Annotated in this window: 12 protein-coding genes; 7 read left to right on the top strand and 5 right to left on the bottom strand. The window is 76.9% G+C overall.

Annotated features, from left to right (window positions below):
- Window positions 1-13: 13 nt before the first annotated feature.
- Window positions 14-433: an STAS domain-containing protein gene (locus HOP40_RS01695; RefSeq protein WP_172154081.1), complete on the bottom strand. Its 420-nt coding sequence runs from the start codon at window positions 431-433 to the stop codon at window positions 14-16.
- Between the two features lie 158 nt (window positions 434-591).
- On the opposite strand from HOP40_RS01695, the gene HOP40_RS01690 reads away from it, so the two are divergent.
- From HOP40_RS01690 to HOP40_RS01680, 3 genes are all read left to right on the top strand, one after another.
- Entirely contained in the window at window positions 592-2,772 is a 2,181-nt protein-coding gene (locus HOP40_RS01690) for a GAF domain-containing SpoIIE family protein phosphatase (protein WP_172154080.1), read from the top strand.
- Window positions 2,773-3,089: 317 nt separating this feature from the next.
- Complete coding sequence (locus HOP40_RS01685; RefSeq protein ID WP_172154079.1) at window positions 3,090-3,614, top strand: hypothetical protein; 525 nt, start codon at window positions 3,090-3,092, stop codon at window positions 3,612-3,614.
- Window positions 3,615-3,722: 108 nt separating this feature from the next.
- Window positions 3,723-4,223, top strand: coding sequence for a Dps family protein (locus tag HOP40_RS01680; protein WP_172167677.1), 501 nt, complete (start codon window positions 3,723-3,725; stop codon window positions 4,221-4,223).
- Window positions 4,224-4,328: 105 nt separating this feature from the next.
- On the opposite strand, the gene HOP40_RS01675 is transcribed toward HOP40_RS01680, so the two are convergent.
- From HOP40_RS01675 to selA, 4 genes are all read right to left on the bottom strand, one after another.
- Window positions 4,329-4,622 (bottom strand): WhiB family transcriptional regulator, encoded by a 294-nt coding sequence (locus tag HOP40_RS01675; protein ID WP_172154078.1) that lies wholly within the window; start codon window positions 4,620-4,622, stop codon window positions 4,329-4,331.
- Between the two features lie 140 nt (window positions 4,623-4,762).
- Entirely contained in the window at window positions 4,763-5,176 is a 414-nt protein-coding gene (locus HOP40_RS01670) for an STAS domain-containing protein (protein WP_172154077.1), read from the bottom strand.
- Window positions 5,177-5,182: 6 nt separating this feature from the next.
- Window positions 5,183-6,994, bottom strand: a complete 1,812-nt coding sequence (selB, locus tag HOP40_RS01665; RefSeq protein ID WP_172154076.1) for a selenocysteine-specific translation elongation factor — start codon at window positions 6,992-6,994, stop codon at window positions 5,183-5,185.
- Window positions 6,985-8,289, bottom strand: coding sequence for an L-seryl-tRNA(Sec) selenium transferase (selA, locus tag HOP40_RS01660; protein WP_172154075.1), 1,305 nt, complete (start codon window positions 8,287-8,289; stop codon window positions 6,985-6,987). Before selA ends, selB begins: the two co-directional genes overlap by 10 nt.
- Window positions 8,290-8,327: 38 nt before the next feature.
- On the opposite strand from selA, the gene selD reads away from it, so the two are divergent.
- The 4 genes from selD (at window position 8,328) to HOP40_RS01640 (ending at window position 13,471) form a co-directional block, all read left to right on the top strand.
- A complete protein-coding gene (gene selD / locus HOP40_RS01655) occupies window positions 8,328-9,350 on the top strand; it encodes a selenide, water dikinase SelD (RefSeq protein WP_172154074.1) in 1,023 nt (340 codons plus the stop codon).
- 900 nt (window positions 9,351-10,250) lie between these two features.
- The gene (gene cds1 / locus HOP40_RS01650) at window positions 10,251-11,357 is read left to right on the top strand and encodes an L-cysteine desulfhydrase Cds1 (protein WP_172154073.1); all 1,107 of its coding nucleotides are present in this window, start codon (window positions 10,251-10,253) and stop codon (window positions 11,355-11,357) included.
- A 69-nt stretch (window positions 11,358-11,426) separates the two neighbouring features.
- Window positions 11,427-11,933 carry a PH domain-containing protein gene (locus tag HOP40_RS01645; protein WP_172154072.1) on the top strand — a complete coding sequence of 169 codons (507 nt, stop codon included), beginning with the start codon at window positions 11,427-11,429 and terminating at the stop codon, window positions 11,931-11,933.
- Window positions 11,930-13,471, top strand: a complete 1,542-nt coding sequence (locus HOP40_RS01640) for a PH domain-containing protein (RefSeq protein ID WP_172154071.1) — start codon at window positions 11,930-11,932, stop codon at window positions 13,469-13,471. Before HOP40_RS01645 ends, HOP40_RS01640 begins: the two co-directional genes overlap by 4 nt.
- The last annotated feature ends 54 nt before the right edge of the window (window positions 13,472-13,525 follow it).

The raw sequence follows: 13,525 nt of genomic DNA, 5'->3' as shown, positions 1-13,525 counted from the left end.
GTACGGCGGGAGATCAATCGAGGGCGGCCCGATCGTCTGCGGGGACCCCCGCCGACTCCCGGTCGTCGTGGATGTCGAACAGCTGGTCGGTGCCGGTGATCTCCAGCGGACGGCGCACCTGGCGCCCCGTCGCGACCAGCCGGAGCCTGCGCTGCGTGCCCTCCGCGCGGTGCGCGGCCTGGATGAGCACGGCGAGGCCGCTGGAGGCGAGGAAGGTGATGCCGGTGAGGTCGGCCACCAGCGTGGGGGCCTCCTGCTCGAGGAGCCCGTCGAGCGCCGTGCGCAGGTGGGGAGCCGTCACGGTGTCGATCTCACCGGTCACGGTGAGCACCGCCGCGTCCGGGCGGGGGCGGGTCAGGGTGGTGCCGATCGCCTGCGCGGCGTCTCCGTCACCCGTCTCCGACGGGATCGTGTCGAACACTGGCGCCTCCACGCACGGGGTCCTCGGTCCGCGGCACGGGCCTCACGGACGGTGACGCCGGGACCGGCCCGACGTCGTTCTGCGGCTGGGAGCTCAACCGCGTTCGGCGGCCACCCTACCGCCGTGGTCGTCGCGGGCGCGCGTCGGCGACCTCTTCTACGATGTCGACCGTGACCGAGATTGCCGGCGCGGTGGGCGTGACCGCCGTCGCGGCCACGGAGCTGCCGCAGGTCCTGCACGGGGCTCCGGCGGCCGTCCTGATGATCGACCTCACGAGCCGCGAAGTGGTGTACGCCAACGCCGCCGCCATCGAACTCACCGGCGACCGGGTGCGGCTGCCCGTCGACGTCGACGACTGGGGCGACGCCGCCGGCCTCACCGACCTGGGCGGGCGGCGGATGAGCGAGACGCAGTCGCCGCTGTCGCTGGTGGCGTCCGGGGTGCCGGTCGCGGGGGAGCCGGTGGCCGTGCACGACGCCGCCCGGCGCGGCTCCACGGCCACCGCCGAGCAGCGCGAGGCGAGCGAGGGCCGGTTGCTGTGGGTCACCGGGTTCGGGCTGGCGGGCACCGCCCCGGTCGCGCCCGAGGCCGCGTCGCTGGAGTCGCGGGCGCTCGTGGTGTTCCTGCAGCTCTCGGGCACCGAGCACGGCGACCGCCGGCACCTGGAGGTGCTGCGCGACCGCGCCGTCGTCGCCACCGAGATGTCGTTCACGATCACCGACCCGCGCCAGCCCGACGACCCGCTCATCTGGGTCAACCCCTCGTTCACGCGGCTCACCGGCTACACCCACGACGACGTCGTGGGTCGCAACTGCCGGTTGCTGCAGGGGCCCAACACCGACCGGTCCTCGGTGGCGCAGATCCGCGACGCGCTGCGCCGCCGCGAGCCGATCACGTCGGTGCTGCTCAACTACCGCAAGGACGGCACCGCCTACTGGAACCAGGTGTCGATCTCCCCGGTCTTCGACGGCGCCGGTGAGCTGGTCAACTTCGTCGGCGTGCAGAACGACGTCACCGAGCGGGTCATCGTCGAGCAGGAGCGCAGCGCGGCGCTGGCCGACGCGGAGGCCAGCCGCAGCCAGCTGCGCCTGCTGGCCGAGGCCACGACGCAGATGACCGAGGCCCTCGACGTCGGCGACGCGTGCGCCCGGCTGGCCCGGATCGTCGTGCCCCAGCTCGCCGACCTGTGCGCGGTGGACCTCATCGACCGCCCCGGCGGCACGCCGACCCGGGTGGCCGTGGCGGCCCGCGACCCCGGCGACGAGGAGCGCCTGCGCCGCCTGGCCGTGCTGCGGGACTACCGGCCCGGCGAGGGCAGCTCCACGGGCCGCGTGCTGGCGGGGGAGCCGCCGCAGCTGATCTCCGAACTGCCCGACACGGGCGCCGAGCGGCATCCCGGCGACCCGGCGTCGGGCGCGGTCTACGACGAGCTGCGGCTGCGCTCGGCGATGGTCGTGCCGGTGCGGGCCCGCGGGCGCGTGCTCGGCACCCTCACGCTGCTCACGCAGCTGCCCTACGGGCGCCGCTACGGCTCCCGCGACCTGCACCTGGCCGTCGACCTCGCCGGCCGGGCCGGGCTGACGGTCGACAACGCGCGCCTCTACGAGGTGGAGCACGCCGCCGCGGCCACGCTGCAGCGCAGCCTGCTGCCGGTGGTGCCCGACGTCGACGGGCTGCAGGTGGCGGCCCGCTACCTGGTCGGCGCGGACGGCAACCAGATCGGCGGCGACTGGTACGACCTGCTGCCGCTGCCCGACGGCGCCGTCGGCATCGCGGTCGGCGACGTCGTCGGCCACGACCTCGCGGCCGCCGCGGCGATGGGGCAGCTGCGCGGTGTCGTCCGCTCCTACGCCTGGGAGGGCCGCGGGCCCGGGTCGGTGCTCGACCGCTGCGACCAGCTGGTGCAGGGCCTGGAGATGGCGGCCATGGCCACCGCGTTCTACGCCCGCATCGAGCCGGCGGACGAGGACGGGTGGCGCACGGTCCGCTACGCCAACGCCGGGCACCCGGCGCCGCTGCTGCTGGGCCCCGACGGCAGCCTGCGCCGCCTCGACGAGCAGCGCTCGCCCATGATCGGGGCGGTGCCGACGTTCGGCCGCTCGTCGGGGCGCGTGCGCTCCGAGGCCGAGCTCCGCTGCCCGCCCGGCTCGGTCCTGCTGCTCTACACCGACGGGCTCACCGACATGGCGGGCGAGGACGCCGACGAGCGCACCGACCTGCTGGAGCGCACCGTGCGCGAGCAGTCGGCCGCCCTGGGCGCGGAGGCGCTGGTGGAGCGCGTGCTCGAGGCGTGCGCGCCCAGCCGGCTCACCGACGACGTCGCGCTGCTGGCCGTGCGGATGGCCGACTGACCTGTCCCTCCCCGCCCGCGCAGTGATCGACACGGCGCCGGTCGGACCGGTCACGGATCGTCACCGCCGCGGGTGTTACGGCCGTGTGAACCGGCCGCTCGGAGATCGTCCGGGCCCGCTGGGCGTATGCACCCGTGCACGGTGCACGCACCGCGGTGCGACACGGTTCACTCGTCCCCGGAAGGCCCAGCGGCGAGCGCCGGGGGGCGCGGCGGGAGGGCATGAGGATGGTGGCGGTTCCGGTCGGCGGGTTCCCCCTGCCGCAGAGCCCGTCCGTCGCGGGACGGGCCGTGCGACCGGTCACGGAGCGGCGGTTCGTGGCCGTGTCCGTGTGCACCGTCGAGCTGCTGCGCCCCGGCTCCGACCTCGTGCGGCTCCTGGAGGGCGGCGGACCGGCCGACCTGCTCGTGGCCTGCGACGACGCCCCCGCCACCGCCCCCGCGCCGCTGGGCGTGCTCGGGGTGGCCGACGCCGTGCTGCTCGACGACCTCGACGACGCCGACCTCGAGGACGACGACGAGGACGACGACGAGGGCGACGACCGCGACGCCCTGCGCCGCCGCGCCGCGGAGCTGGGGCTGCCCGATCTCGCGGTGCACCGCCTCGGCCTGCGCACCCCGCTGCCGCCCACCGCGGAGGCCGACCTCGTGGCCGCGATCAGCGAGCTGGTCGGGTTCGACCCCGAGCCGGGGCTCTACCTGCTCGGGCCGGCCGTCGAGCCGGGCCGCGCCGGGGTCGAGCGGGCCGTCGTCGACCGGGCGGTGCAGCGCGTCGCGCAGGTCTACGGGATCCCGTTGCTGCGCTACCGCTGCCACGAGCTGACGGTCGTCGACGCGGGCTGAGGCCCTGGTCACGGCCCCGTCCGGGGTCGTTGCGACGGAATGTCCGGACCGGGTGGGACGTTGTACGGGTCGATGACCCGGACCGACACCACCACGGAGGCACTGCTGATGACCGCGTCCCCGACGCACCCCATCCCCAGCACGCTCGACGACACCGCCCGTGACATCACCGGGGCGGCGCTGCAGGCGACGCTGGTCGACATGGTCGACCTGTCGCTCGTGGCCAAGCAGGCGCACTGGAACCTCGTCGGGCGCCAGTTCCACGACGTGCACCTGCACCTCGACGAGCTCGTCGACACCGCCCGCCAGTTCTCCGACACCGTCGCCGAGCGCGCGGCCGCGGTCGGCGTCTCGCCGGACGGGCGCGCGGCCACCGTCGCCGCCACGAGCGGCGTGGCCGCCCCGCAGGCCGGCTGGGTGAACGACCGCGACGTGATCGCGCAGGTGTTCGAGGCCCTCGACGGCGTCGTCTCCCGGCTGCGCCCGCGCATCGAGGAGACCGACAAGACCGACCCCGTGACGCAGGACCTGTTCATCGGGATGGTCGCGGAGCTCGAGAAGGCCCGCTGGATGTGGCAGGCCCAGAACATCGGCTACCAGAACAGCTGACCGCAGGACGAGAAAGGACGGCCCACCCCCCGCGGGTGGGCCGTCCTCGTTCTCGGGCGCGTGCGCTCGCTCCCGGCCGATGTGGCGGCCGACGTCCGGCTGGTGTCAGCTGGCGAGCGGGATGCCGCGCTGCTCCAGGATGACGCGGCGCTCGGCCTCGGCCAGGCCGCCCCAGACGCCGAAGGGCTCACGCGTCTGCAGGGCGAACTCGCGGCACATGTCGATGACCGGGCACCGGTGGCAGACCTCCTTGGCCTGCGCGGTGCGGCGTGCGCGCGACGGGTTCCGCTCGCCGTCCGGGTGGAAGAACGTGGCGCTGTCCATGCCACGGCACGAGCCGAGGCGCTGCCACTGCCAGGCGTGGTCCATCGGACCGGGGAGCCGGGAAACGTCGCTCATCGCGGGAGTCACCTCACATGCGTCCGTGCCCGGGCGGACCGGGCGATCGGAGCACTGATTCCCGCGCCCGCGGCGGACCAAACGCGGGACGGGGCGAAGCGTGTCCTGTGTGACGCAGATCACGCCTCCGCGGAGGCGCCTCAGGTGGCGGCGAGCGCGTCGTCCAGGTTCTCGTGGATGTCGAACAGCGGCACCAGGCCGGCGATCGTCAGCGGCCGCAGGACGCGCCGCGCCGTGCAGGCCAGGCGCAGCTCGACGCCCGCGGCGTGGGCCGCCTCGCGCACCTCGATGAGCGCAGCGAGGCCGCTCGTGCCCAGGAACGTGACGCCGTCGAGGGCGAGGACGACCAGTTCGGTGCCGGCGTCGGGTTCGAACTGCTCCAGGACGGCGGTGCGCAGCTGCGGGGACGTCAGCATGTCGACCTCGCCGCCGACCTCGATCACGACCTGCCCGCTGCCCGCCGCGCGGGTCGTCAGGGTGATCTGGTCGTCCGCATCCCCGCCGCGACGGATCGGGGCGGGGTCGGGGGTCGGGGTCTCACGCGTCTCGGACATCGCCGCTCACGGTAGGGCTCCGGGGGGCGCGATGCCACCGGGGGCGCGCAGTCGGTGGGCACCGTCATCCCCGCGGACGGTGCGCCCGGCCCGTGCCAGCAGCTCCAGCAGCGGTACCACGACCCGTCGGCTGGTGCCGAGCGCCTGCCGCGCCTGGCTCGCGGTGAACTCCCCGGGCAGCTCGGAGAGCGCCTCGACGGCGCGGTCGTCGGCCCCGGCGAGGAGCACCACGCCGTCGGCGACGCGCAGCAGCTCGCCCGCCCGCACGAGCGCGGCGAGCTCCCGCGGACCGAGGCCGAGCTCGGCGAGCCGGGCGGCGTCGGGTGCGGCGAACGGGGCGTCGGCGAGGTCGGCGCGCAGCCGCTCCAGCGCGGTGACGAGAGCGGGCGCGAGGGCCCCGGCCCGGGGGCGGGCGACGCGCCCGTCGCGGTGCGCGAGGCCGGGGGCGGCGGCGAGCACGGCGTCGAGCAGGCGGGCGTCGGGCAGCCCGGCCGCGCGCCGGGCGGCCTCGGTGGGCAGCCCGGGGTCGAGGGGGTCGGCGCGGTCGTGGGCGTCGACGGCGGTGGCCAGCGCGCGGGCGGCCGCCGCGGCGTGCTCCGGGTCGACCAGCCACCCGCCCGCGGCGGGGCCGAGCCCGGCGACCGGCACGCCCATCGCGGCCAGGTCGGCGCTGCGCACGACGCCCCGGCGGCGCAGCTCGGCGGCCGGGTCGGGCACGGCGCCCATCGTGGACAGCTCGGCGGCGCGGGCCGCGGCCGCCCCGCGGCGGCGCAGCTCGGGCGGGCGGACGTCGAGGACGGTGATCCCGGCGCGCACGCGGCGGCGTCCGGGGTCGCGCAGCACCGCGCGGTCGCCGACGCGCAGCGGCAGCGGGTGCCGCAGCCGCAGCCGGACGGTGTCGGCGCCCAGCGGGCGGACGCGGGCGGCCACCGCGGCCGAGCCGATGTGCAGGACGAGCTCGCGCGGCAGGTCGTCGTCGGTGCCGTCGCGGGTCGGGTGCAGGCGCACGTCGAGGGTGGTGACGGGCAGCCACGCCCCCCGGGCCAGCAGCGCGTCACCGCGGGTGACGGCCTCGCGCGGGACCCCGCGCAGGTTCACCGCCACGCGGCTCACCCCGCGCGCCTCGCCGACGGGCGCGCCCAGGCTCTGCAGCCCGCGCACGGTCACCCGGCGCACGCCCTCCTCGCCGGCGAGCTCGAGCTCGTCGCCGGCGCGCAGGCACCCGCCCGGCAGCGTGCCGGTGACGACGGTCCCGGCCCCGCGCACGGTGAAGGCGCGGTCGACCCAGAGCCGGACGTCGGCGTCGTCGTCGGGGGCGGGCAGGCGGGCGGCCAGCGCGCCGAGCGCGGTGCGCAGCGCGTCCGTGCCGGCGCCGGTGAGCGCGGAGACGGCGACGTCGGGGATGTCGGCCAGCGGCGTGCCGGCGAGGTGCGTGCGGGCGTCGTCGAGGGCGAGGTCGGGCTCCATCAGGTCGCTGCGGGTGATCACCAGCAGCCCGTCGCGGACACCGAGGGCGACGAGCGCGTCGAGGTGCTCGGCCGACTGCGGCATCCAGCCCTCGTCGGCGGCGACGACGAGCAGCACCGCCGGCACCGGCCCCACCCCGGCGAGCATCGTCGTCACGAACCGCTCGTGACCCGGGACGTCGACGAAGGCGACGGTGCCGGCCGCGCCCAGGTCGGTCCAGGCGAACCCCAGGTCGATGGTCATGCCGCGGCGCTGCTCCTCGGCGAAGCGGTCGGGCTCCATCCCGGTGAGCGCGCGGACCAGCGTCGACTTGCCGTGGTCGACGTGCCCGGCGGTGGCGATCACCTGCACGGCGCGCCCGCCACCGCCTCGGCCACGGCGTCGTCCGACTCCGGGGGGACCGCGCGCAGGTCGAGCAGGCAGCGCCCGTGCTCCAGGCGCCCCAGCACGGCCGGGCGCCCGGCGCGCAGGGCCGCCGCGTAGGGCTCGGGCAGCGACAGCGCCGCGCTGGGCAGCGTGACGCCGGGCGCCCCGCCGCCGCCGACGGTGGAGGTGCTGTTGACGGCCACCGCGTCGACGCCGGGCAGCCGCGCCACCAGCGCCTCGGCGCGGGCGCGCAGAACGGCCGCGTCGGCGTCGAGCGCGACCCGGACGGGCGGCACCGGCCCGCGCAGCGTGGCCTCCAGCGCGGCGAGGGTGAGCTTGTCGACGCGCATCGCGCGCGCCAGCGGGTGCCGCCGGATCCGCGCGACGAGCTCGGCGCCCGCGCCCGGGCCGCCGAGCAGCAGCCCGGCCTGCGGGCCGCCGAGCAGCTTGTCGCCCGAGGCGGTGACGAGCGCGGCGCCGCGGGCGAGCGTGGTGGCGGCGTCGGGCTCGTCGGGGAGCAGGGGGTGCGGGGCGAGCAGGCCGGACCCGATGTCGGCGACGACCGGCACGCCCAGCCCCGTCAGCTCGTCGACCTCGCAGGAGCGGGTGAACCCGCTGACGACGAAGTTCGACGGGTGCACCTTGAGCACGAACGCGGTGTCGGGGCCGACCGCGTCGGCGTAGTCGGCCGGGCTCACGCGGTTGGTGGTGCCGACCTCGCGCAGCCGCGCGCCCGTGGACGTCAGCAGGTCGGGGATGCGGAACCCGGCGCCGATCTCGACCAGCTCTCCCCGCGCGATGACGATCTCCCGCCCGCCCCCGGCCAGCGCGGCGGCCACCATCGCGACCGCCGCGGCGCCGTTGTTGAGCACGTGCGCGGCCGCGGCGCCGGGGACGGCGGCGAGCAGGGCGTCGACGGTAGCGGCGCCGCGGGCGCCCCGGCCGCCGGTGGCGAGGTCGAGCTCGACGTCGCAGGTGCCGGCGGCGAGGCCGAGGGCCTCGCGGGCGGCGGCCGAGAGCGGCGCCCGGCCCAGGTTGGTGTGCAGCAGCACGCCGGTGGCGTTGACGACGGGCGTCAGCGACGCGGCGGCGGACGGCAGGGCGGCCAGCGCGGCGCCGGGGACGTCGGCCGGGCCGATCTCGCCCCGGCGGGCCCGGTCCTGCGCGGCGACGACCGCGCCCTTGACCACCGCGCGCCCCAGCCGCTCCGCCGCAGCCGCGACGGCGGGCTCCGCGAGCACGGTGTCGGTCCGCGGGACGAGGCGGCGGGCGTCGGTCACGGGCGCCACCCTACGAGCGCCGCTCGTAGGGTGCAGGCATGTCCTCACGCCGGCTCACCGAGTTCAGCCACGGCGCGGGATGCGGGTGCAAGCTCGGCCCCGCACACGTCGCGGAGCTGCTCGCCACCCTGACCCCGCCCACCTCGCCCGACCTCCTCGTCGGCACCGAGACCGGCGACGACGCCGCCGTCTGGCGCCTCGACGCCGACCGCGCGCTCGTCGCCACCACCGACTTCTTCACCCCCGTCGTCGACGACGCCCGCACCTGGGGCCGCATCGCGGCGCAGAACGCGGTGTCGGACGTGTGGGCGATGGGCGGGCGGCCGCTGTTCGCGCTCAACCTCGTCGCGTGGCCGCGCGACGACCTGCCGATGTCCCTGCTCGCCGAGGTGCTGGCCGGGGGAGCGGAGATCGGCGAGGAGAGCGGGTTCGCCGTGGTCGGCGGGCACAGCGTCGACGACCCGGAGCCCAAGTACGGGCTCGCCGTCGTCGGGGAGGTGCACCCGGACCGGATCCTCACCAACCGCGGGCTGCGCGACGGCGACGTCCTCGTCCTCACCAAGGCGCTCGGCATCGGGATCGCCACGACCGCGATCAAGGCCGGCACCGCGTCGGCCGCGCTGGCCGATGCGGCCGTCGCGTCGATGACGGCCTCCAACGGCCCCGCCGCCCGCGCCGCGCTCGACGCCGGCGCCACCGGCTGCACCGACGTCACCGGCTTCGGCCTGCTCGGGCACCTGGCGAAGATGGCCGCGGCGTCGGGGGTGGACGCGGAGATCGACGTCGCCGCCGTCCCCTTCCTCGACGGCGTCCGCGACCTCGCCGCCGCCGGCACCGTTCCCGGCGGCTCGCGGCGCAACCGGGAGTGGGTGGCGCCCTGGGTCGATGCGGACGGGGTGGGGGAGCTGGACGTGCAGCTGCTGGCCGACGCCCAGACCTCCGGCGGCCTGCTCTTCGGTGCGTCGCCGGAGCGGGCGGCGGAGGCGGTGGCGGCGCTGGGGGGTCCGGCTGCGGTCATCGGGAGGGTGCGGGGTGGGGGTGGGCGGATCCGGTTGGGGTGAGCTGGCGTCGTGGCGTCGTGGCGTCGTGGCGTCGTGGCGTCGTGGCGTCGTGGGCCGGGTGGCGGGTTCGGGGCCGGGCGCGACGGGTTCGGTGATCGTCGAGAGTGCGCCGTCACGGTCGTCAGGAGGGCGCTGAGGGTGCGCTCTCGGTGATCACAGAGCTGTGATCGTCGGGAGTGTGACGTGGGGGTCGTGGCGGGGGCAGTGGTGGTGCGGTTTCGGTGATCACCGGGCGGTGGTCGTCAGGAGCGTGACGTGAAGGCCGTGCGGACGACGTTGGTGGTGCGGTCTTGGTGATCACGGGTCTGGGGCCCGCGGCCGGATCCGCGGTGGTTGCGGCGGGTGCTCGGGTGCGGCGGGTGCGGTGATCGTCGAGAGTGCGCCGTCACGGTCGTGGGGAGGGCGCTGACGGTGCGGTCTCGGCGATCACTCGGCGGTGATCGTCGGGAGTGTGACGTGACGGTCGTGGCGAGGGCGCTGGTGGTGCGGTCTCGGTGATCACCGGTCCGGCTCCGCCCGCCCGCCGCCCACTCCGCCCGCCGCCCACTCCGCCCGCCGCCCACTCCGCCCGCCGCCCACTCCGCCCGCCGCCCACTCCGCGCGCCGCCCACTCCGCCCGCCGCCCGCCGCACCCAGCCGCCCCTCGGTGCCCGCCCCCCGGTTGCCCGCACCGGGTGCAGGCCCCCAGCCCGCCCCAGTGCCCACCCCCCCGGGTGCCCGCCGCCGGTGCCCGCCCCCCGCCGCCCGCCGCCCGGTGCCCGCCCCCCAAATGCCCGCAGCCCGCCGCGCCCAGCCCGCCCCCCGGCGCCCGCCGCCCCCAGCCCGCCGCCCCCCGCCCCAGCCCGCCGCCCGCCCCGCGCCCGTCGCCGACGTGTCGGGCGGGGCGGCTAGCGTTCGGGTGTGGAGGCTTCGTACGACCGCTCGTCCGCCCGCACCCGGGCCTGGGTGCACGAGGCGATCCGCCTGGTCGAGGCCGACGCCAACCGCTCCGCCGACACCCACCTGCACGTGTTCCCGCTGCCGCGGGACTGGGGGGTGAGCGTGTACCTCAAGGACGAGTCGGTGCACCCGACGGGCAGCCTGAAGCACCGGCTGGCGCGGTCGCTGTTCCTGTACGCGCTGGTCAACGGGCACATCGTCGAGGGCACGACGGTGGTGGAGGCCAGTTCGGGGTCGACGGCGGTGTCGGAGGCGTACTTCGCGCGGCTGATCGGGGTGCCGTTCGTGGCGGTGATGCCGCGGAGCACGAGCCCGGAGAAGGTCGCGCTGATCGAGCGGTACGGGGCGCGCTGCCACTTCGTCGAGCACGGGCCCGAGGTCTACGACGTCGCGCAGGGCCTGGCCGACGGCTGCGGCGGGCACTACCTCGACCAGTTCACCCACGCCGAGCGCGCCACCGACTGGCGCGGCAACAACAACATCGCCGAGTCGATCTTCCAGCAGATGGCGCAGGAGCCGCACCCGGTGCCGGAGTGGATCGTGGTCGGGGCGGGCACCGGCGGCACGTCGGCGACGATCGGGCGCTACCTGCGCTACCGCCGCCACGACACCCGCCTGGCCGTCGTCGACCCGGAGAACTCGTCGTTCGCGCCGGGGTGGGAGAGCGGGGCCCGCGACCACGCCACCGGCGTCAGCGGGAGGATCGAGGGCATCGGACGACCGCGGATGGAGCCGAGCTTCGTGCCCGGCGTCGTCGACGCCATGATCCGCGTGCCGGACGCGGCGAGCATCGCGGCCGCGCGGTTCCTGCGCGGGCGCACCGGCACGTGGGCGGGCGGGTCGACGGGCACCAACCTGTGGGGCGTGTGCGGGATCGTCGCGCGGATGCTGCGCGAGGGCCGGCGCGGCAGCGTCGTCTCCCTGATCTGCGACGGCGGCGAGCGCTACCGCCACAGCTACGACGACGACGGGTGGGTCGCCGCGCAGGGGATGGACCTCGCGCCGTACACCGCGACGCTGGAGCGGTTCGTCGTCGACGGGACCTGGGACCCGCCCGCGGGGGGATGACGAACGACCCCGGGCGGGAGCAGACGAAAGGATGACGACACCGCGCCGCGGCACGGGCACGGTGGTGCCATGAGCACCGCACCGTCCGCCGCCCCGCGCCTGCGGCTGCGCGCGCCCGCCCACCAGGTCGACCCCCGCGCGGTCACGTGGTGGCGGCTGCAGGACGCGCTGTTCTGGGTGGCGGTGCTCGTCGCCGTCGGGGTCGTGCTCGTGTTCTGGCGGCCCGGGTGGCTGGTGGCCCTGGAGGTCGCCGTCGCGGTGGTGGCGCTCGTCGACGTGGCCGTCTCGCCGCGCGTCCGGTACGCGCGCCACCGGTGGGAGGTCACCGACGTGGCCGTCTACGTGCGCACGGGCACGGTGATCGAGGACTGGCGGGTGGCGCCGCTGTCGCGGGTGCAGACCGTCGACACGCAGCGCGGCCCGCTGCAGCAGTGGCTCGGGCTGTCGACGGTGACCGTCACGACGGCGTCGACGGCGGGCGCGCTGAAGATCAAGGGGCTGGACCGCGACGCCGCCGCCGAGCTCGTCGAGCGGCTCACCGCCGCCACGGAGGCCACCCCCGGGGACGCGACGTGACCGTCACCGGCGCGCCGCCGGTGACCGCATGGAGCCGGCTCGACCGCCGCTCGATCTGGGTGGAGGCCGTGCGCCCGGCCGCGGGGCTGCTGCTCGCCGGGGCCGTGGCCGTGACGTTCCGCGGCTGGGACCGGGTCGGCTGGGTCGAGCCGGCGATCGGCGCGGTGGTCGTGGTCGGGATCCTCGCGCTGAGCGGGTGGGCCTGGGCGACCACGACCTACCGCGTCACCGACACCCACGTGGAGCTGCGCAGCGGGCTGCTCGTGCGGCAGGAGCGGTCGGTGCCGCGCGACCGACTCCGGTCGGTCGACCTCACCGTGGACGTCGTGCACCGCCTCGCCGGGCTCGCCGTCGTCGCGATCGGGACCGGGCGCCAGGGCGGGGAGTCCGACGACGACGTGAAGCTCCAGGCCGTGTCGACGGCCGAGGCCGAGCGGCTGCGGTCGGTGCTGCTGGCGCGCGGGCCCGCCCGCACGGACGAGCCCGGCGCCGGGTCCGTCGAGGAGGCGCCCACCGCCCCGATGGCCGCCTTCTCGGCGTCGTGGGTGCGGCTGGCGCCGCTCTCCCTGCTGGGCCTCGTCGCGGTCGGGGTGGTGGCCGCCGCGCTCGCGCAGTTCGCCGACGCGATCGACTACGGGCAGCTGTGGCGCTCGGGGCCGGTGCGGTCGGCCGTGGAGTGGGTCCGGGGCGTCGGGGTGCCGCTGGTCGTGCTCGCGGTGCTCCTCGGGCTGGTGCTGCTCAACACCGTGCTCTCGACGGTGCTCTACGTCGTCCTCTACGGCGGGTTCCGGCTGGTCCGCGGCGACGACCGGACCCTGCGCCTGACCTACGGCCTGCTGACGCAGCGCTCGGTGACGATCGAGGAGGCCCGGATCCGCGGGGTCCGCGTCGACGAGCCGCTGCTGCTGCGCCTGGGCGGGGGAGCGCGGGCCCGGATCGTGGCGGCGGGGGTCGGCGCGGCGGGCGCGGACGGGAAGGAGCGGCGCGACTCCGACCTGCTGCTGCCCGCAGTGCCCGCCGGCCTCGCCCACCGGGTCACCGCCGACGTGCTCGGCGTGCCGGACTCCCCGGCCGCGGTGCCCCTGCGCCGGCACCCGCGGGCGGCGCTGCGGGTGCTGCTGGTGCGGTGGGTGCCCGCGTCGGCGCTGCCCGCGCTCGGGCTGGCGGTCCCGGCGGGGCTCGGGGTGTTCGCGCACTGGCCGTGGCAGCTGGCGCTGCTGCTCGTGCCGGTGGCGGTGGCGGGCGCGCTGCTGGAGTTCGCGAACCTCGGGCACGCGCTGTCGGGTCCGTTCCTGGTGGCCCGGGGCGGGGCCGCGGTCCGCAGCACCGCGGTGGTGCGGCGCGACGGGATCATCGCGTGGCGGGTGCGGCGCAGCGTGTTCCAGCGGCGCCCGCGGCTGCTGTCGGTGACGGCAGCGGTGGCGGCCGGAAAGGGCGACCGGACGATCGCGTGGGCCGGCCAGGACGAGGTGCTGGCGCTGGCCGTCGACGCGGTGCCGGGGCTGCTGGCGCCGTTCGTGGAGCCCGATCCGCACTGACTTTGCTCTGCACACCGATACGCACCGGGTGGGACGGGCCGGTGCGTATCGGTG

The sequence above is a fragment of the Pseudonocardia broussonetiae genome (assembly GCF_013155125.1).
Taxonomy (GTDB): Bacteria; Actinomycetota; Actinomycetes; order Mycobacteriales; family Pseudonocardiaceae; genus Pseudonocardia; species Pseudonocardia broussonetiae.
This window is presented reverse-complemented; position numbering and strand designations above follow the sequence as displayed.

Excerpts from the sequence above, each read along its gene's own strand:
- HOP40_RS01670 (WP_172154077.1), bottom strand. The coding sequence starts at position 5,176 with ATGTCCGAGACGCGTGAGACCCCGACCCCCGACCCCGCCCCGATCCGT.
- HOP40_RS01675 (WP_172154078.1), bottom strand. The coding sequence starts at position 4,622 with ATGAGCGACGTTTCCCGGCTCCCCGGTCCGATGGACCACGCCTGGCAG.
- HOP40_RS01645 (WP_172154072.1), top strand. The coding sequence starts at position 11,427 with ATGAGCACCGCACCGTCCGCCGCCCCGCGCCTGCGGCTGCGCGCGCCC.
- selD (WP_172154074.1), top strand. The coding sequence starts at position 8,328 with ATGTCCTCACGCCGGCTCACCGAGTTCAGCCACGGCGCGGGATGCGGG.
- HOP40_RS01680 (WP_172167677.1), top strand. The coding sequence starts at position 3,723 with ATGACCGCGTCCCCGACGCACCCCATCCCCAGCACGCTCGACGACACC.